Source organism: Type-E symbiont of Plautia stali, assembly GCF_059731115.1.
In genome coordinates, this window is the sequence record NZ_AP035906.1 from 2,369,263 (window position 1) to 2,387,904 (window position 18,642).

At 53.9% G+C, this 18,642-nt stretch carries 21 protein-coding genes; 10 read left to right on the forward strand and 11 right to left on the reverse strand.

All coding sequences use genetic code 11. The annotated features are described in order from the left end of the window. The first annotated feature begins 24 nt into the window (after positions 1 to 24). Positions 25 to 1,449 (forward strand): 16S rRNA (cytosine(1407)-C(5))-methyltransferase RsmF, encoded by a 1,425-nt coding sequence (rsmF, locus tag AC6I8L_RS10875; RefSeq protein WP_058960169.1) that lies wholly within the window; start codon positions 25 to 27, stop codon positions 1,447 to 1,449. Between the two features lie 2 nt (positions 1,450 to 1,451). Here the strand turns inward: rsmF and AC6I8L_RS10880 are convergent, their stop codons facing one another. Next, on the reverse strand, positions 1,452 to 2,099 hold the full coding sequence (locus AC6I8L_RS10880; RefSeq protein WP_058960170.1) for a metallophosphoesterase: 648 nt from the start codon (positions 2,097 to 2,099) through the stop codon (positions 1,452 to 1,454). A 252-nt stretch (positions 2,100 to 2,351) separates the two neighbouring features. Here AC6I8L_RS10880 and AC6I8L_RS10885 point away from each other — a divergent pair, with 252 nt between their 5' ends. The 3 genes from AC6I8L_RS10885 (at position 2,352) to AC6I8L_RS10895 (ending at position 3,940) form a co-directional block, all read left to right on the forward strand. Beyond that, entirely contained in the window at positions 2,352 to 3,083 is a 732-nt protein-coding gene (locus AC6I8L_RS10885; RefSeq protein ID WP_058960171.1) for a class I SAM-dependent methyltransferase, read from the forward strand. Positions 3,084 to 3,383: 300 nt separating this feature from the next. Continuing rightward, positions 3,384 to 3,599, forward strand: coding sequence for a DUF3761 domain-containing protein (locus AC6I8L_RS10890; RefSeq protein WP_236699731.1), 216 nt, complete (start codon positions 3,384 to 3,386; stop codon positions 3,597 to 3,599). 62 nt (positions 3,600 to 3,661) lie between these two features. Continuing rightward, the gene (locus tag AC6I8L_RS10895) at positions 3,662 to 3,940 is read left to right on the forward strand and encodes a hypothetical protein (protein ID WP_058960172.1); all 279 of its coding nucleotides are present in this window, start codon (positions 3,662 to 3,664) and stop codon (positions 3,938 to 3,940) included. Between the two features lie 42 nt (positions 3,941 to 3,982). On the opposite strand, the gene AC6I8L_RS10900 is transcribed toward AC6I8L_RS10895, so the two are convergent. The 5 genes from AC6I8L_RS10900 to copC form a co-directional block, all read right to left on the reverse strand. Next, the gene (locus AC6I8L_RS10900) at positions 3,983 to 4,150 is read right to left on the reverse strand and encodes a hypothetical protein (RefSeq protein ID WP_166932300.1); all 168 of its coding nucleotides are present in this window, start codon (positions 4,148 to 4,150) and stop codon (positions 3,983 to 3,985) included. A gap of 108 nt (positions 4,151 to 4,258) precedes the next feature. Next, positions 4,259 to 4,585: a hypothetical protein gene (locus AC6I8L_RS10905; protein ID WP_058960173.1), complete on the reverse strand. Its 327-nt coding sequence runs from the start codon at positions 4,583 to 4,585 to the stop codon at positions 4,259 to 4,261. A 465-nt stretch (positions 4,586 to 5,050) separates the two neighbouring features. After that, complete coding sequence (locus AC6I8L_RS10910) at positions 5,051 to 5,398, reverse strand: YebY family protein (RefSeq protein WP_034828876.1); 348 nt, start codon at positions 5,396 to 5,398, stop codon at positions 5,051 to 5,053. 28 nt (positions 5,399 to 5,426) lie between these two features. Beyond that, positions 5,427 to 6,308, reverse strand: coding sequence for a copper homeostasis membrane protein CopD (gene copD, locus AC6I8L_RS10915; RefSeq protein ID WP_058960174.1), 882 nt, complete (start codon positions 6,306 to 6,308; stop codon positions 5,427 to 5,429). A gap of 3 nt (positions 6,309 to 6,311) precedes the next feature. Then, positions 6,312 to 6,689: a copper homeostasis periplasmic binding protein CopC gene (copC, locus tag AC6I8L_RS10920; protein ID WP_058960175.1), complete on the reverse strand. Its 378-nt coding sequence runs from the start codon at positions 6,687 to 6,689 to the stop codon at positions 6,312 to 6,314. 153 nt (positions 6,690 to 6,842) lie between these two features. Between copC and AC6I8L_RS10925 the strand changes: the two genes are divergently transcribed. Together AC6I8L_RS10925 and exoX are read left to right on the forward strand one after the other, a co-directional pair. Further along, the gene (locus tag AC6I8L_RS10925) at positions 6,843 to 7,073 is read left to right on the forward strand and encodes a DNA polymerase III subunit theta (RefSeq protein ID WP_034828680.1); all 231 of its coding nucleotides are present in this window, start codon (positions 6,843 to 6,845) and stop codon (positions 7,071 to 7,073) included. 7 nt (positions 7,074 to 7,080) lie between these two features. Further along, complete coding sequence (gene exoX / locus AC6I8L_RS10930) at positions 7,081 to 7,749, forward strand: exodeoxyribonuclease X (RefSeq protein ID WP_038646533.1); 669 nt, start codon at positions 7,081 to 7,083, stop codon at positions 7,747 to 7,749. Here the strand turns inward: exoX and AC6I8L_RS10935 are convergent. Together AC6I8L_RS10935 and AC6I8L_RS10940 are read right to left on the reverse strand one after the other, a co-directional pair. Further along, a complete protein-coding gene (locus AC6I8L_RS10935) occupies positions 7,743 to 9,806 on the reverse strand; it encodes a prolyl oligopeptidase family serine peptidase (RefSeq protein WP_058960176.1) in 2,064 nt (687 codons plus the stop codon). The two genes, exoX and AC6I8L_RS10935, sit on opposite strands and share 7 nt — an antisense overlap. A gap of 126 nt (positions 9,807 to 9,932) precedes the next feature. Then, complete coding sequence (locus AC6I8L_RS10940) at positions 9,933 to 10,445, reverse strand: phenolic acid decarboxylase (protein ID WP_167347108.1); 513 nt, start codon at positions 10,443 to 10,445, stop codon at positions 9,933 to 9,935. A 92-nt stretch (positions 10,446 to 10,537) separates the two neighbouring features. Here AC6I8L_RS10940 and AC6I8L_RS10945 point away from each other — a divergent pair, with 92 nt between their 5' ends. After that, positions 10,538 to 11,410 (forward strand): LysR family transcriptional regulator, encoded by an 873-nt coding sequence (locus AC6I8L_RS10945; RefSeq protein WP_058960178.1) that lies wholly within the window; start codon positions 10,538 to 10,540, stop codon positions 11,408 to 11,410. Positions 11,411 to 11,427: 17 nt separating this feature from the next. On the opposite strand, the gene AC6I8L_RS10950 is transcribed toward AC6I8L_RS10945, so the two are convergent. After that, entirely contained in the window at positions 11,428 to 12,069 is a 642-nt protein-coding gene (locus AC6I8L_RS10950) for a tellurite resistance TerB family protein (RefSeq protein ID WP_058960179.1), read from the reverse strand. Between the two features lie 161 nt (positions 12,070 to 12,230). On the opposite strand from AC6I8L_RS10950, the gene purT reads away from it, so the two are divergent. Further along, a complete protein-coding gene (purT, locus tag AC6I8L_RS10955; protein ID WP_058960180.1) occupies positions 12,231 to 13,409 on the forward strand; it encodes a formate-dependent phosphoribosylglycinamide formyltransferase in 1,179 nt (392 codons plus the stop codon). A gap of 81 nt (positions 13,410 to 13,490) precedes the next feature. Here purT and AC6I8L_RS10960 read toward each other — a convergent pair whose 3' ends face one another. Continuing rightward, positions 13,491 to 14,129 carry a bifunctional 4-hydroxy-2-oxoglutarate aldolase/2-dehydro-3-deoxy-phosphogluconate aldolase gene (locus AC6I8L_RS10960; RefSeq protein ID WP_058960181.1) on the reverse strand — a complete coding sequence of 213 codons (639 nt, stop codon included), beginning with the start codon at positions 14,127 to 14,129 and terminating at the stop codon, positions 13,491 to 13,493. 184 nt (positions 14,130 to 14,313) lie between these two features. After that, a complete protein-coding gene (gene zwf / locus AC6I8L_RS10965) occupies positions 14,314 to 15,789 on the reverse strand; it encodes a glucose-6-phosphate dehydrogenase (RefSeq protein ID WP_034828667.1) in 1,476 nt (491 codons plus the stop codon). A gap of 373 nt (positions 15,790 to 16,162) precedes the next feature. Between zwf and AC6I8L_RS10970 the strand changes: the two genes are divergently transcribed. Both AC6I8L_RS10970 and pyk read left to right on the forward strand, forming a co-directional pair. Beyond that, positions 16,163 to 17,008 (forward strand): MurR/RpiR family transcriptional regulator, encoded by an 846-nt coding sequence (locus AC6I8L_RS10970; RefSeq protein ID WP_058960231.1) that lies wholly within the window; start codon positions 16,163 to 16,165, stop codon positions 17,006 to 17,008. A 117-nt stretch (positions 17,009 to 17,125) separates the two neighbouring features. Then, positions 17,126 to 18,568, forward strand: coding sequence for a pyruvate kinase (gene pyk, locus AC6I8L_RS10975; RefSeq protein WP_038646525.1), 1,443 nt, complete (start codon positions 17,126 to 17,128; stop codon positions 18,566 to 18,568). The last annotated feature ends 74 nt before the right edge of the window (positions 18,569 to 18,642 follow it).

The following is an 18,642-nucleotide window of genomic DNA, read 5'->3' on the forward strand; positions in this document are numbered from 1 at the left end:
GCGCTAAATTTGATACCCCGGTAAATGTCCGTGTCCGATCGCTTTCCTGAAGATTTCCTTGCGCTGATGCGCACCAGCCTGGCTGACGAAAATGAACTGCAGCGTTTCCTGGCGATTAGCCAGCAGCCGCTGCGCCGCAGCCTGCGCGTCAATACGTTGAAAATCAGTGTGGAGGCGTTTTTAGCACGCACCGCGCATTATGGCTGGCGCTTAACGCCGGTCCCCTGGTGCGCCGAAGGATTCTGGATCGAGCGGGAAGATGAGACATTGCCGCTGGGCAGTGTGGCCGAGCACCTGAGCGGTTTGTTCTACATTCAGGAAGCCAGCTCAATGCTGCCGGTCACCGCGTTGTTTGATGCCGCGCCAGAAGCACGTAAGGTGATGGATGTGGCCGCTGCACCCGGTTCCAAAACCACGCAAATGGCCGCGTTGATGCGCAACGAAGGCGCGATTCTCGCCAATGAATATTCAGCCAGCCGCGTTAAAGTGCTGCATGCCAATATCAGCCGCTGTGGCGTCAGCAATGTGGCGCTGACGCACTTTGATGGTCGTGTGTTTGGTGCCGCCCTACCTGAGCAGTTTGATGCCATCCTGCTGGATGCGCCCTGCTCCGGCGAAGGTGTGGTGCGTAAAGATGCCGACGCCCTGCGTAACTGGACACTGGCCAGCACTGAAGAGATTGCCGCAACCCAGCGTGACCTGATCGACAGTGCATTCCATGCATTACAACCTGGCGGTACGTTGATCTACTCCACCTGCACGCTGAACCAGATTGAAAATCAGCAGGTGATCGCCTGGTTGCTGCAGCGCTATCCCGATGCGGTTGAAATCGTGCCGTTGTGCGACCTGTTTGACGGTGCCGAGCGTGCATTGACGCCGGAAGGCTTCCTGCATGTCTTCCCACAGATTTTCGACAGTGAAGGCTTCTTTGTCGCACGCCTGCGCAAAACGGCCAGCATCACGGCGCTGCCCGCGCCCACCTATAAAGTGGGTAAACTGCCCTTCTCGCCTGCCAGCCGCAAGCTGGTTGCTGAAGTGCAACAGGCGGCAGCACGGGTGGGTATCGAGTGGGATGAGCAGCATTCGTTGTGGCAGCGTGATAAAGAACTGTGGCTGTTCCCGGCTGCGCTGGAAAACTGGCTCGGCAGAGTGCGGTTCTCGCGCATCGGTCTGAAGCTGGCAGAGACCTTCCCGAAAGGCTATCGCTGGCAGCATGAAGCGGTGGTTGCCCTGACTAAACCGGGCAGCGCACTGGATTTCGAATTGACGGAAACGGAAGCAGAAAGCTGGTATCGCGGCCAGGATATTCATCCTGCAACTGCACCAACTCGCGATGAAGTGATTGTCACCTATCAGCAGCAGCCATTGGGATTAGCCAAGAAAGTCAGTAACCGCATCAAGAACAGCTACCCACGCGAACTGGTGCGCGACGGGCGTTTGTTCCGTTAAATCTATTGAAGCTGAATCAGCGTTAAGCGATTACCGAACACTGCGCCGGTATCGATATAATGCTGGTTCGCCACATTGAGCGGCTGTTCCAGCGGCGTGTGGCCAAAATAGAAATCGCTCGCGCCGTCGATACTGGCGGAAGCGCCGCGATGATGACGCCCGAGGCGATCGCGGCTCCACACCACCTGATGCCAGTCCACGTCCTGACCCAATTCATAATGGCTGGCTGGATAGTCGGCATGGGCGATCACCACCACGCGATCGGCTAACTCCAGGTGCAAAATCAGCGGCAGATCGGCACAGCGTTTCAGCGCATGACGTGCTGCAATTAAATCCGCCCCTTTTAGCTGCCAGAACCAGTCACCGCCGTTCATCATCCACAGCATAGGGTCTTGCCCTTCCAGCGCCGACAACGCCATCTGTTCATGATTACCGCGCACACAACGAAACCACGGCTCCTGCAACAGTTGTAAACAGCCGGGGCTGTCGGGACCGCGATCGATCAAATCCCCCACCGACAGCAGCAGGTCTCGCTCTTTGTCGAAGTCATGCAAAATCAGCTGCGAGTCCAGTTGAGCGCGGCAACCATGTAAATCACCGACCACCCAAATGTTACGCCACGTTTTGGCACTCACCGTTTGGTAAAACATGTAATCTTTCCCGGTTGACTGGCAGTTTAGTGAACCCGGCATAAAGTATAGTCCGGTGAGATGAAGCCAGGGGAGGGAGCAGCGGTGAGCAGCCGTAAACAATTTATCGGTGTACTGGTGTTTATATTTCTCGGCAGCCTGTTGCTGCTGGAATCGCTGGCGCGTTTGGTGCATCTGCTGTTTGTGGGCTAATCGCTGTTTCCTGTCGCGCTAAACACCTAAACTCCTTTCGATTCATATAAAGGAGCCAATATGAGCCAGAACATTTACGATAACCCCACCTTCTTTGCCGGTTATGCTACTTTACCCCGCTCAGTGGAAGGATTGGATGGCGCACCTGAGTGGCCCGCATTACGAGCGATGCTGCCCGATCTGAATGACTTACGCGTCGTTGATTTAGGCTGTGGATACGGCTGGTTTTGCCGTTACGCGCAGCAGCATGGTGCCCGTGAAGTCCTGGGGATTGATGTTTCAGAAAAGATGCTGGCACAAGCGACCGCCATGACTTCTTCACCGAACATTCGCTATCAACGTGCGGATTTAGACACTCTGCAGCTCGATAAAACCTATGATCTTGCCTACAGCTCACTGGCATTACATTACCTGAGTCACATCGAGCCGTTATTCACCTCCCTGTTCGATGCATTAAAACCTGGCGGTATGCTGATCTTCTCCTGCGAACACCCTATTTATACCGCTCCGCTTCAGCAGCAGTGGATTGTGGATGATCAACAGCAACGCAGTTGGCCGATCAACCATTATCAACAGGAAGGTGAGCGCATCAGTAATTGGTTTGCTGATGGCGTGAAGAAGCAGCACCGTAAATTAGCCAGTTGGATCAATGCGTTGATTGGTGCCGGATTCGAGATTGTGCATCTTGATGAATGGGGGCCTGACGACGAGCAGGTAAAACAGAATCCAGGCTTAGAGGAAGAGCGCGACCGCCCGATGATGTTTTTACTGTCTGCCAGAAAACCAATATGAGTTTCAACAGTGGCTGCGTCCTGCAGCCCTGATGAAAGTCCCGTCCGGCGCTTATCTCCGGCGCTCATTAAAGGCGTTAGCTCTGTGCGGGACGGCGATCACTTTATCAATCCAGACAATTCCGAACAAGTTAAATGATATTAACTATCATTCTCATCATTGCTTTTTTACGCTTCGCTTACATTAGTGATGTTTATTTAAGCTTTCTTCCTTCCTGCCGATAACGTCCTATCCTCTTTCCTTCTTTATGAGAATATGAAAACGCTTTCTGTTATCACACTTATCCTGTTGCTTGTCAGCATGCCCACTCACGCCAAAAAGCATGTTGAACTGATTGAGCAAGGCAGTTACATCAACAGCGAAGGACAATCGATTCATCGTCCTGCACATACGCAAAATAATGACGTTCCCGATGGCGCAACCGCTCGGTGTCGCGATGGGTCATACAGTTTCAGCACCCATCACCGCGGGACCTGTTCTCGCCATGGTGGCGTTGCGGAATGGCTGGCATCTTAAGCCACACGCAATAAGCAGCATGTGCCAGGCTTAAAGGACACTATTTTCTTAAGGAGTGAGCAATGAAAGACTATTATAAAATCGATCTGGAGCTTTTTATGCAAAATAACGTGGATTTGATTCGCGAAATAAAAAGCAAAGCGCCGGTTTATGCCGATGAGTTGGGATTAGAGCTGGTGCAGTATATTAACCGCGAAGTGAAACAAGCCCATCTGGATTATATCGAAAGCCTCGGCGTGCGCGATCCTTATGAATATTATGTCTCGCAACATGAAGAGGATTGCCACCTGGCTGACACGCTGATTGCTCAACATCGTGCCGCTTTACGCCACACCGCTTAACTGACTGATTTGCCACACAAGCCGTGTGGCAAACGCTGTTCTTTAATGCGAGAGAAAGAATATTGCCAGCAGGAAGAATACCCACAATCCGGCAAAGGTCGCAAAGCCGACACGAGGCGTTTTCGTCCGACCGACTACCACACCGATAAAGATGCTCAGCAGCGTTAAGGTGCCAATCATTACCCAGAGAAGATATTGCGCATTTGCCATGAAGGATCCTTTTTAATCGGCATTAAAAACAGTGCGCACTCTTATACCATTTTTCACGCTAACTGGCTGCTGTTAAATGTCCGCATCTTTCGTGCTGGCTTGAATTCATTACGCCGTTGGGTGACTGCAACGCACGGCTTTTAATTGTTCCAGCTGATTTAACCGTGTCGAGGCATGCTTGTTGGCGCTAGCCTTCGCGATACCGTTGCCGATGCCAAAGTCGCCAATAAAACCAATCACCGTCAGCGCATCAAACTCACCGGTTTTGTCGATCTGCTGCTGGACACTGTGGGATTTTGCAATTTCCTGATCCAGTGCCGCACAATTGTAGGTTTGCGCTTCTTCATCACTGACTTTGGGTGATTGCGGATATTGCTTCAGCGCACAGCCGCTGAGCAGCAGGATAGTGGTGAACAGTACAGCAGGTTTGAACATCTCAAGACTCTCGTTTGGGCTGGCAGGGTTGGCGTATTGCTGAGAGGAAATGTAGCACGTGAAGCGAGGCGCGATTGGGTGAATAACTGGGCGATTTGCGGGTATTTTGCGCAAAGATTGGGTTAGGATTGCGGGATATGAAATTGATTCGGATAAAAGGATTTCGGACAAATTTCGGGAAACTTGGGTGAAGAGTAAATTATAATCATAATCAATTACATAAAAAAAGACCCAATACGATTCCTGTATCGGGTCCAGGGAAATGGCTCTTTGAGAGCCGTGCGCTAAAAGTTGGCATTTTTGAAGGCGAGTTCGCCTTGCCATTTAAAGGTAGTCCAAGGGTGATTATTTTCCAGCCAACCGTCACGATGCGGTCAGGAAGCTGCCAACTCTGTGATCGTGCTGACACATCGGAAAAGCAAGCGTAGCGGCAAAACTGTGCGCTACGCCCGAATTTTGCAGGGATTACTTACCGCACAATTGCTGCGCGCGATCAACGATCGGTTGCAGGCTCATTTTCTGGCCAGGATGCGCTTTGTCTTCCGCCACGATGGTATCGATGGATTGCAGTGTGCCCTTGCCGGCATCAGCGCGTGCTTGGGCTTTATCATTCAGCGGATACTGCAGCAAGGTGCTCGGATTGATGGCAAACAGCGCGCCGTCTTTCTCGCAGGTCAGCATCACCTCTTCGCGGGTGAAGGGCCATTTGTCTTTGCCAATCTCAAAGCGGCTGACGGTAATAATCTGTGCGGCCATCGCCTGGCTGCACAGCGCCATCAGAATGCAGGCTGGAATCAATTTCTTCAGCAAAATGTTGACCTCATTTTTCATTTATGACAATTCAGGCCGGTGACAGCGTGGCAAACACGCTAACCAATCCGACAACAACAATGGCCAGCAGCAGCTCAAGCTGCGTCAGGCGAATAAACTGCTGCGGCGCGTGGCTGCCCGCGACGCGAAAACCTGGCACCAGAACATAGCGATTGATCAGCGCAATGCCCACCATCATCATTACCAGCATCACTTTGACCACCAGCATCGCACTCCACAGGGTGGTGCCCCAATTGAGCGGTGTGCCGCCAATCAGCAGGCTGTTGTTCAGCCCGGTAAGCAGCGCCAGTGCGACAGCCAGATGCCCATAACGCGAAAAGCGCATCATGCAGCGAATCGCATCGGTGCGATACCTAATCTGACGGGCTTCACGCATTAGCAATAAGAGAGGCAGTAAGCCGCCGGTCCAGAACGCAGCAGCAATCAAATGCAGCGCGTGATTGATCTGCTGCAGCAAACCGGGTAAACCATCGCGCATGGCGGCATGTCCGACGCCTGCCAGCGCCACCAGCTGTAACAGACCACTCACCAGCAAAAGCTGCTGGCGCAGTGTGCCACGCATCAGCAAGGCCAGCGTGCTCAGCAGTGCGAAGCCCAGCTCCCAACGCCACACTGCGCCGAAGCGCGTCGCTATAACCGCCTGCCAGGTTTCCAGGTCACCGACATTGTGCCAGTCACCGCTCATCAAACCGGTTTGCGTGGCGAGCATTAACACCGCACTGAGCAAACTCAATAGCGCCGTCGTGACTAAAATTTTGTGTAAACGTTGCGCCAGCACCGGGCGATAACGCCGCGGTGCCAGCAGAGCCGTGTAGAACGCACTGCCAGCCAGCAATAGCACCGCAATAAAATGCAGGGCGCGCAGGACAATCCACAACGTGCTCAGGCTCATCGATTACTTCACGCTGAACGCGTAGCTTCCCTTGGTTTTGTGTCCATCAACGGACAACACATGCCAGTTCACCTGGTAGTTGCCCGACGGCAGCGGCTTGCTGATCGGCACGATCAACTGATCATGCTGCTTGTCGTTGAGTTTGGCTTTTTCCACGGCCATCGGCTGATTCTGTGCATTGAGCACTTCAACACCGCTGAAGGCAGGCTCAACATCTTCTGTGAAGGTTAGCGTCAGATTTTGTGGCGAGCTGTCGATCACCGCTTTATCGGCGGGAACCGGCGTTTTCAGGTGAGCATGTGCCAGTGCAAACTGACTGAAGACCAACGTGGATGACGTCAGCAACATCGCCACAATCGGGTTTAACGCAGTTTTCTTCATCACTTCTTCCCTTTGCCATGCGGCGCTCTGCCGCAAACGTGGCAGCAGGATACGCCGCTGGCAAAGACGTGTCGAGACTTGCGGTGCGATCCAATTTCCTTGATCCGTAAAGGGGAAACCATTACTTTTGCCCCTGTTTATCAGGAGAAATGCATGAGCCAAAACCTTGCCCTGTTGTCGCAGGAAGAGAAAGACAAAGTCAATGTCGATCTGGCCGCCGCAGGCGTGGCCTTTAAAGAGCGCTACAACATGCCCGTGATCGCGGAAATGGTCGAGCGCGAGCAGCCGGAAGCGCTGCGCGAGTGGTTCCGTCAGCGTTTGATGAGCTATCGCCAGGCATCGCTCAGCCTCTCTCGCCTGCCCTACGAACCCAAACAGAAGTAATTAACCTATGTTACGCGTTATCGATACCGAAACCTGTGGCCTGCAAGGCGGCGTGGTCGAAGTCGCGTCAGTGGATGTGATCGACGGACAGATCGTCAATCCGATGAGCGATTTGATTTGCCCGGACCGCCCTATCAGCCGTCAGGCGATGGCGGTGCATCGCATTACGGAAGCAATGGTCGCCGATAAGCCGACCATTGAAGAAGCGATTGGTCGCTATCATGGCAGCCCGCATTATGTAGCGCACAATGCCAGTTTTGATCGTCGTATGTTGCCGATCATGCCCGGTGAATGGATCTGCACCATGACGCTGGCGCGCCAGCTGTGGCCGGGCATTAAGTACGGAAACCAGGCACTGCGTCACAGCCTGAAGCTTGACGTTACGCCACCTGCTGAACTGCATGCGCACCGTGCGTTGTATGACTGCTATGTCACCGCTGCGCTGCTGATCCGCATCATGGAGACCTCCGGCTGGAGCGTCAGTGATATGGTCGGCCGCTGTCAGCCCGCAGAAGTCAGCGGCGATGTGTTCCCGTTTGGTAAATATCGCGGACAAAGCATTGGCAGCATTGCGCGTAAAGATCCCGGCTACTTACGCTGGGTGCTGGAGAATGTGCGCGATTTGCGCCCACCGTTACGGCAGGCGCTGCGCAAGTACGTGAAAGTCGATCAATAATCGACGCGGTCTGGCAAACTGCCCTGCGCCAGCCCGATCAGGAAAGTAAACTCCTGCGCTACCCCTTCATAGGCTTTAAAACGCCCGGATTTACCACCGTGACCGGAATCCATCTCGGTACACAGCAGCAGCAGTGTATCGTTGGTTTTCAGCTCACGCAGTTTTGCTACCCACTTCGCCGGTTCCCAATACTGCACCTGGGAATCGTGCAATCCTGTCGTCACTAACAGATGCGGGTAGGCTTTCGCTTCGATGTTGTCATACGGGCTGTACTGGCGAATGATGTGGTAAAACTCTTCTTGCTCCGGGTTGCCCCACTCGTCATATTCGCCGGTGGTTAGTGGGATCGACGGGTCCAGCATGGTCGTCACCACATCGACAAACGGCACTTGCGCCACAACACCGTGGAACAGTTCGGGGGCAAGGTTCATCACACCGCCCATCAACAAGCCGCCCGCACTGCCGCCCATCGCATATAGCTGCTGCGGATTGCCGTAGCCTTTCGCCACCAGCGCCTGCGTCACATCAATGAAGTCGGTGAAGCTATTCATCTTATTCTTCAGGCGACCATCGTCGTACCACTGCTGCCCCAGTTCGCCACCGCCGCGTACATGAATAATGGCGTAAACAAAACCGCGTTCCAGCAAGCTAATGCGGCTGGTGCCGAAACTGGCATCCATGCTACTGCCATAGGCGCCGTATCCGTAAGCCAGCAGTGGATTAGTGCCTGGTTTGAAGTGCTTGCGGTGATAGACCAGCGACACCGGCACTTCAGTGCCATCACGCACCGTGATCCAGTGATGCTCGCTTTTGTAGTCATCTGAGTTGAAGCCCGGCACCGGCGTCTGTTTCAACACGCGGCGGTCGCCCGTCTCCATATTGAGTTCAAACAGCGTGGTTGGCGTGGTCATGGATGAGTAGCCATAACGCAGCGTGTCACTTTCCGGCGAAGGATTGTATGCCAGCCAGGTGACGTAAGCCGGATCGTCAAAGGCGATCCCGATGCTTTCACCGCTTTCCCAGTTGATCTGGCGCAGCGTATTGACGCCGCGCTGGCGCTCTTCCACCACCAGCCAATGGCGGAACAGCTGGAAATCCTCCAGCACCACGTTATCGCGTGCCGGAATCAACGCCTGCCAGCGGTTCTCGGCCAGCCATGCGCTGCGATACAGGCCAAAGTTTTTTCCGTCGCGATTCGAGCGAATATAGAACTGGTGATTGTAGTGATCGATGCTGTACTCGTGATCGCGACGACGTGGACAGAACACCTGTGGCTGCGCATCCGGATACTCGGCATCAATCAGCTGGATCTCACTGGTAGTGGTGCTGTACATCGCGATCAGGATGAAGTGCTCGGAGGTGGTTTTGTGCACGCTGAGGTGGAAGCTCTCATCCTGCTCTTCATACACCAGCTGATCGTCTGATTGCGGATGACCTAACTCATGGCGCCACACCTGATAGGCCAGTAACGTTTTCGGATGCTTACGCACGTAGTACAGCGTGCGCGAATCATTGGCCCACGCCACGCTGGAAGAAGCATTGCTCAGCACTTCCGGATACCAACTACCACTCTCTAAGTTACGGAAGCGGATGCCATACTGGCGGCGCGACAGAAAATCTTCCGCCAGCGCCATCACCTGGTTGTCGGGTGAGATCGCCAGTGCGCCCATGGTGTAGAAATCACTGTGAGAAGCTCGTTGATTGCCGTCGATCAGCAGTTGCCAGGGTTCATCCGCTGGTGCGTTTACCGACTGACGAAAATAGAGCGGGTATTCGTTGCCTACCTCATAGCGGCTTTGATAGCGATAGCCGTTTTTTACGTAGGGGACGGAGTGGTCCTGCGGTGGGATGCGGTCGACAATCTCTTTTAATACCCGTTCCTGCAAAGGATCTTGCGACGCCATCATCGCTTTACCGTACGCATTCTCGGCGTGCAGATGCTCCAGAATCTCTGGGTTTTCACGCTCGTCATCGCGCATCCAATAGTAGTTATCGGTGCGCGATTCGCCGTGCAGGTTCATGACGTGGGGGATTTTTTTCGCTTGTGGCTGATGCATTCTGGCTCCTTTCCCTGAAAGACAACATTCAGCAAGCGTGGCACTTATCACGCGGGAAGCCAAGCAGCAGCGCACAGGAAGTGTAACGAAAGGAGCGTTTTTCATGCGCTCCCTCGTCAAGGGTAGTTAACGCAACAAATTAGCTGGAAAATCAGCGGGCAATTCACTGGCTGCACAGGCGATGACCTCATCATTATCGGCACCGCAATCTCGCACCAGTGTGATGGTGGCAAATTCGTCGATCACTTCAGTGGGATAAGCTGGACCCGCTTCGCGATAACGATTCATTTCGTTGAGATGTTCATTCTGGAAGCAAACCGTATGCTGCGGGTTGTTCATCACCCAGCGGGGGAAGAAGATCGTACCGTGAAACAATCTGTCTCTCAGATTCGCGATCAAACTGACGTCAGTGCCGGTGGGTTCAGTCCAGGAAACTTTGTAGACCTCTTGCGCAATTCGCACAATATAAGCGCGCTGATCCTTAACCCAACGATTGCCCACCATCCCGCTATGAATACGGTAATCAACGGTGCTGGGATTTTTGATATACAGCTCATAGTTCCAGCCATTGTCATAGGTATAGATCAGGTGTTTGCCAACAACTCCAGCCAAATCATTTTTATCGAAGGTACTCATAATGTGTTCTCCTTTGGTTTGAAGCCAGATTACGCCTTCACTTACCTGATGAATAACGCTATGTTTCGTTAAAATTCATTCAAAATTTAGATGATATGCATAAATCAACGTTGGAGCAGTGGAGCTTGTTAAATGAGGTGGTGCTGCGCGGCAGTTTCGCCAGCGCGGCCGAGTCGACACATCGCAGCCAGTCTTCGGTAAGCTATAACCTCGCCATGCTGCAAGAACGCCTTGAAGTCACCTTGCTGGAGACCAAAGGACGGCGCACCGTGCTGACGCCTGCAGGCGAGAAGCTTCTGGCGCAGGTCAGGCCACTGTTGAAAGCTTTCTACGCGCTGGAAAGCACCGCCAGCGCTATGCGCAACGGAGAGCGCAGCCGCATCGAACTGATGGTGGATAGCATCTTGCCGCGCGAGCATCTGTTCAGTGTGCTGAGTGAATTCCAGCGTCTCTATCCAGGTACGCAGGTTAACGTCACCGAGGTGTTGGAAATGCAGATACCGGATAACAGCCAGGCGGATGTAATGGTATTGAGCCAGCGCCAGCCCGGGACAGGCCGGGGCGAATGGATGATGAATGTGGATTTCGTGGCTGTTGCGCACCACCAGCATGCGTTACATCACTTGAATGGTGCGGTTAGTGCTGAGCAGTTAGCGGAATATCCGCTGATCCGCATTGCCGATCATCAGCATTTTAGCGTACTGCAGGAGCACCATCAGGGAGAGACCTGGGCATGTTCCACTATCGAGGCCGCAATTGAGGCGGTAATGCATCAGGTTGGTTATGGTTGGTTACCGGAGACCCGTATTCAGTCCGCCCTGGCGGCAGGAACATTGAAGATGCTGCCGCTGCAGCAGGGCGTTCGTCGCGTAACAGCGCTGCATTTACTGATCAATAACGAGATCATTGTTATTGATGCCCAGTTGCAAACACTGCTCGATCTGATGCGCAATAAAGCCTGGATATGATCCAGGCTTCAGCATCATTACGCCGCTTTCTCCGCCTGAATATCGCGCTGAATGCCGTCGCGCACATCCTGTGGGATCTTCAGGGCATCACCCAGTGCAGAGAGATAGCTGCGCTCCATAAAGTGATCCACATCGATGGCGGCACAGCTGAGGAAGTAAAGCTCTAACGCCTCTTCTTCGTTTTTCACATCGGCTGCCAGCCACTGGGGATCGAGTGGACGGTTCATCGCCTGCTGGATCAGCGTTTCCGCCTGTGAACCATAACCCGCCTGATGGATATTCTGCTCAATGGCGGCACGTTCGCGATCGTCAATATGACCATCGCTTTTGGCGGCGAACACTAACGCCGTCACCAAACGTTCAGCGCGCTGATCCACAGGTGTCTGCAACTGACCAAATTCCGGCTCATCCTGGTGCGTTTCACGCACACGCTGTTTGTATTTGTTCCATAGCACGGCGCCCGCTGCCGCACCGCCGCCGACCAGCAAGGCTTTACCGCCGTATTTGGTCAACAGGCTTCGCGTGGACTTGCTGGCTACCAGTAATCCCGCTAAACCACCCAGCGCGCCAGGGGCCAGCATATCGCTCAATCCACCGGCTTTGCCGTCGCCGCCCTTCTTCGCCAGCACCGACTGGATTTGCTGCAACCAATTGCTCATCGTTTAACTCCTGTTTAAGTTTCCGCGTTCCATGCTGCCGTAGCGAGTGTCAGGTAACGTCAGAGCGGGAAAAGTATGGCAAACCTGATGAAGGCGAATGCGTGAGTACGCAAACGTTTTCGTATATACTGCGCGCGCATTTTGACTGCTAAGGTGAAATTATGACGACTCTCGGAACCGCGCTGCGCCCTGCCGCAACGCGTGTGATGCTGTTAGGTTCAGGCGAATTGGGCAAAGAAGTGGCGCTGGAGTGTCAGCGTCTGGGTGTGGAAGTGATTGCCGTGGATCGTTATGCCGATGCCCCTGCGATGCACGTTGCACACCGTAGCCATGTGATCAATATGCTGGACGGTGATGCGCTGGCTGCGTTAATTGCGCTGGAGAAGCCGCACTTTGTGGTGCCAGAAATTGAAGCTATTGCCACTGAAAAACTGCTGGAACTGGAAGCTCAAGGCCAGAAAGTGGTACCTACCGCGCGTGCAGCGCGCCTGACCATGAACCGCGAAGGTATTCGCCGTCTGGCGGCAGAAGAGTTGTCGTTACCGACTTCAACCTATCAGTTCGCTGACAGCAAAGAGAATTTCGTCGCAGCCGCCAATGAAATTGGTTTTCCGTGCATCGTTAAACCAGTAATGAGCTCATCAGGCAAAGGTCAGAGTTTCATCCGCGAAGCGAGCCAGCTGGATAAAGCCTGGGATTACGCGCAGCAAGGCGGACGTGCCGGTGCCGGTCGTGTGATCGTCGAAGGTGTGGTGAAATTTGATTTCGAAATCACCCTGCTGACCATCAGCGCAGTGGATGGCATCCATTTCTGCGCGCCGATTGGTCATCGTCAGGAAGATGGCGATTACCGTGAATCCTGGCAGCCACAGCGGATGACCGACCTGGCTCTGCAGCGTGCACAAGATATCGCATCTAAAGTGGTGAAAGCGCTGGGCGGATACGGTCTGTTTGGCGTTGAGCTGTTTGTCTGCGGTGATGAGGTGGTGTTTAGCGAAGTCTCGCCACGCCCACACGATACCGGCATGGTGACACTGATTTCTCAGGATCTGTCCGAGTTCGCGCTGCATGTGCGCGCGTTCCTCGGCTTGCCAATCGGTGGCATTCGCCAGTATGGCCCGGCGGCTTCGGCGGTGATTCTGCCACAGCTGGATAGCAACAATGTGCAGTTCGTGAACATCGAAGCGGCATTGGGTGCGGGACTGCAGTTGCGTCTGTTCGGCAAGCCAGAGATTGCTGGTCAACGTCGTCTGGGCGTAGCGCTGGCTACCGGTGACAATACCGATGAGGCGATTGCACGTGCCGTGGCGAGTGCCGCAGCCGTGAAAGTAGAGGGCTAATTCCCTCAGCTGCTGACAGCGAAAAAGGGCGGCCACCAGGCCGCCCTTTCAGTTCCAATGATTCGCACCCTGCCAGATGCGTTACTTCGCGCCTTCAACGGCTTCGCGAGCCAGACGCGTAATGCGATCCCAGTCGCCGCTTTCCAGCACATCGTTCGGCACCAACCACGAACCACCAATACAGAGCACGCTTTTCAGCGCCAGGTAGTCACGATAGTTGGCCGGTGAGATACCGCCGGTTGGGCAGAAGCGCACCTGTGGGAAAGGACCGCCAATCGCTGACAGCGCTTTAACACCACCATTCGCCTCAGCCGGGAAGAACTTAAACTCACGCAGGCCATAATCCATACCCAACATCAGTTCAGAAACGGTGCTGATGCCCGGAATCAATGGCACCGGACCTTCAACGGCGGCTTTTAGTAACGGCTCGGTCAGACCTGGGCTGATCACGAACTGCGCACCGGCATCAGTCACCTCTTTCAGCTGCTGAGTGTTGATCACTGTGCCCGCACCGACAATCGCTTCTGGCACTTCTTTGATCATCGCACGCAGCGCGTCCATCGCCACCGGCGTACGCAGCGTCACTTCCAGCACACGCACACCGCCGGCCACCAACGCTTTGGCCATCGGCACGGCGTGTTCCAGTTTATTCACCACGATCACCGGCACAACCGGGCCCGTAGTCATGATCTGTTCAGCAGTGGTTTTCCAGTTCTTCATCACGTTTCCTTAGTGGCATCAGCCCGACTCGCATCCGGCTGTCAATGTTTGGGCTCTACCATACAAGATTGGCTGGAGCGGCGTCTATCGGATATCAAAAATTATTGAAACTCTGGTTCAATTTTAAGAGAAATGAATTTTGGCACAAAAAAGCCCGCTCATTGGCGGGCTTAGATTTCAAGGCTTATTCAAACTCATTCCACGAACGGCCATCACGAGTAATCATCGCGACGGACGCCACCGGGCCCCAGGTGCCAGCCTGGTATGGCTTAGGCGCTTCAGCATCGGCGTTCCATGCATCAATGATGGAATCCACCCAGCCCCACGCCGCTTCCACTTCGTCACGGCGTACAAACAGCGCCTGAATACCGCGCATGGTTTCCAGCAGCAGACGCTCGTAGGCATCCGCCAGATGCGACTGGTTGAAGGTCTCGGAGTAGCTCAGATCCAGCTTGGTAGTCTGCAGTTTGTGCTTGTGATCCAGACCCGGCACTTTGTTCAGGATCTCGATATCCACCCCTTCGTCCGGCTGCAAACGAATGGTCAACTTGTTCTGCGGCAGTTCAGCATAAGAGTCTTTGAACAGGTTCATCTCTGGGTTCTTAAAGTACACAACAACCTCAGAGCATTTGGTCGGCAAGCGCTTACCGGTGCGCAGGTAGAACGGCACGCCCGCCCAGCGCCAGTTGTCGATATCAACACGGATCGCCACGAAGCTCTCGGTGGCGCTCTGCTTGTTCGCGCCCTCTTCTTCCAGATAGCCTGGTACTTTTTTGCCCTGCACGAAGCCGGCGGTGTACTGGCCACGCACGGTTTTTTCACGCACGTTGGTCTGGTCAATACGACGCAGCGAACGCAGCACCTTCACTTTCTCATCACGGATGGCATCCGCACTGAGATCGGATGGCGGTGACATGGCGATCATGGTGAGGATCTGCAACAGGTGGTTCTGGATCATGTCGCGCATCTGGCCAGCTTTATCGAAGTAACCCCAACGACCTTCGATACCCACTTCTTCCGCCACGGTAATCTGCACGTGATCGATGGTACGGTTATCCCAGTTATTCACGAAGATAGAGTTGGCGAAACGCAGAGCCAGCAGGTTCAGTACCGTCTCTTTACCGAGATAGTGGTCAATACGGAACACCTGGCTCTCTTCGAAGTACTTGCCAACGCTGTCATTGATCTCTTGCGAGGTCTCGAGCGAGGTGCCGAGCGGCTTCTCCATCACCACGCGCGCCGGTTTAGCATTCAGCTTGGCGGCGCCCAGACCGTCGCAAATGGCGCCAAAAGTGCTCGGCGGCATAGCGAAGTAGTTGATGGTGACACGATCTTTCTGGTCAAGCATCTTGCCCAGTTTGGTGAAATGCGAGGTGTCGTTAACGTCGAGGTTGCAGAAATCGAGACGGCTGCTGAGCTTATCCCACAGCGCTTCGTCGATTTTCTCCTTCATGAAGGTTTCCAGCGCTTCACGCACCACTTTGGTGTACGCGTCTTTGTCCCACTCCGCGCGCCCCACGCCGATGATGCGTGTGGTGTCGTGAATCTGACCGGCTTTCTCCAGCTGATACAGTGAAGGCAACAGTTTCCGGCGAGCAAGATCGCCTTTGGCACCGAAAATAACCAGATCGCATGCCTGGGCTGTTTGTGTTACCGCCATTTTCCTCTCCTCGTTGCAGGATATACCCGGTTTGAGCGTCCTCATCATCCCAGGTCCTTATTGTAATTTTCTTACAGCACAATGTACTTTTTTCCCCGCATCGGAACAACCCAGACGCGGTGTGGCATTAGCCATTACTTTGAACATGATGGCGAACAAAGGTGTGTTGTGGTGTGCGCTTTTCGCGCTTTTTCTGTTTCGATGTTTGTCGGGATAAAACCCGGCAACGATCAAAGTATGACAAAAAAAACGCGCTTACATTTGTCCGCTGCTGCGTGCGAGGGTGTATTACACGGTATATTGTTGTGAATTGGCAGCGTTTTATCAGGTGATGAACGCGACGAAAGTGATTGAGACGCATCGGGTTAACGACATGCTGGAACATATTCAGGCGCAACTTAACGCGCTGAGCAAATCAGAACGGAAAGTGGCAGAACAGATTCTGGCCGCTCCGCAGAAGGCTATGCACTCCAGCATCGCCACCCTGGCCCGTGCCGCCGACGTCAGCGAACCGACCGTCAATCGCTTTTGTCATCGTATGGGTACGCGTGGCTTCCCCGACTTCAAGTTACGACTGGCACAGAGTCTGGCAAAAGGTCCGAACTGGGTCAGTCGCGATGTGGAAGAAAATGACAGTGTTGAAAGTTACAGCCACAAGATTTTTGATTCCGCCCTCGCCGGCTTAAGCCATGTGCGCCAACAGCTGGATCTTCAGGTCATTGATCAAGCGGTTTTAGCCCTGACTCAGGCCCAAAAAATCGCCTTTTTTGGTCTCGGCGCCTCAGCGGTTGTGGCGCACGATGCGACCAATAAATTCCTGCGCTTTAATCTGCCGGTCATCTGGTCAGAGGATATTGTGATCCAGCGCATGAGTTGCATAAATAGTGGACCAAATGACGTTTTTGTTCTCATATCACATACTGGTCGAACCAAAAATATGATAGAACTGGCTCGACTGGCGCGTGTAAACGCTTCCACAGTACTGGCTATCACCTCTCCGGGTTCACCCCTTGCGGCAGAAGCAACCCTCGCACTGACGCTCGATGTACCTGAAGATACGGATATCTACCTGCCGATGGTTTCCCGCCTTGCGCAATTAACCGTGGTTGATGTTTTGGCGACAGGTTTTACCCTTGAGCGTGGCGCGGCTTTCCGCGAAAATCTGAAACGGGTGAAAGAAGCGCTTAAGGATTCACGCCTGGAAAAGCGGGCGCTGTAAAATAATTAACATCACATTCACAATGTGAGTCGAATCACAGCCCATCGATCATATAGAATATGCGATTACACCGTGTCCCCTTGAGAGTGACACGAACCTTTGTCAACGGAGTCCTTCATGTCAAGACGTCTCAGAAGAACCAAGATCGTAACTACCCTCGGCCCAGCCACCGATCGCGACAATAACCTCGAAAAAATCATCGCGGCTGGCGCGAACGTGGTGCGACTCAATTTCTCCCACGGCACCCCGGAAGACCACCAGATGCGCGCCAACAAGGTGCGTGAGATTGCCGCTAAGCTTGGCCGTCACGTGGCGATTCTGGGCGACCTGCAAGGTCCAAAAATTCGTGTTTCCACCTTCAAAGAAGGCAAAGTCTTCCTGAATGTTGGCGATCGCTTCCTGCTGGATGCGGATATGGGCAAAGGCGAAGGTGATAAAGAGAAAGTCGGTATCGACTACAAAGGCCTGCCAGAAGACGTGGTGCCGGGCGACATCCTGCTGCTGGATGATGGTCGTGTACAGTTGAAGGTGCTGGAAGTTCAGGGTGTTAAAGTCTTCACCGAAGTCACCGTCGGCGGCCCGCTCTCCAACAATAAAGGCATCAATAAACTCGGCGGCGGTTTGTCTGCCGAAGCGCTGACGGAGAAAGATAAAGTCGATATCATTACCGCCGCGAAAATCGGCGTGGATTACCTGGCCGTGTCATTCCCGCGAAATGGTGAAGACATGAACTACGCTCGCCGACTGGCGCGCGATGCAGGTTGTGATGCCAAACTGGTGGCCAAAGTCGAACGTGCAGAAGCCGTTGCGTCTCAGGAAGCGATGGATGATATCATTCTCGCCTCTGACGTGGTGATGGTCGCGCGTGGCGACCTCGGCGTTGAAATTGGCGATCCAGAACTGGTAGGGATCCAGAAGGCGTTGATTCGTCGTGCGCGTCAGCTGAACCGTACCATCATCACCGCCACGCAGATGATGGAGTCGATGATCACCAACCCGATGCCAACCCGTGCTGAAGTGATGGACGTGGCGAACGCCGTGCTGGATGGTACCGATGCCGTGATGCTGTCAGCAGAAACCGCTGCCGGTCAGTATCCAGCGGAGACCGTGTCTGCGATGGCGAAAGTGTGTCTCGGTGCGGAAAAAATCCCAAGCGTCAACGTGTCTAAGCACCGTCTTGAAGTGCAGTTCGACAACGTGGAAGAAGCGATTGCGATGTCCGCGATGTATGCAGCCAACCACCTGCAGGGGGTTTCTGCCATCATCACCATGACCGAATCGGGCCGTACTGCGCTGATGACGTCACGTATCACTTCTGGCCTGCCGATCTTCGCTATGTCACGTCACGAACGTACATTGAACCTGACTGCGCTGTATCGCGGCGTGACACCGGTTTACTTCGACAGCAACAATGATGGTGTAGCCGCCGCGCATGATGCAGTGAACCTGCTGCGCGACAAAGGTTTCCTCGTCTCGGGCGACCTGGTGATTGTCACCCAGGGCGACGTGATGGCAACCACCGGCACCACCAACACCAGCCGTGTTCTGCGCGTAGACTAAACGCTCACGCACCACTCACAGCGGCTGTAACAACATGGATAAACGCGACTGCCTGGCAGTCGCGTTTTTATTTT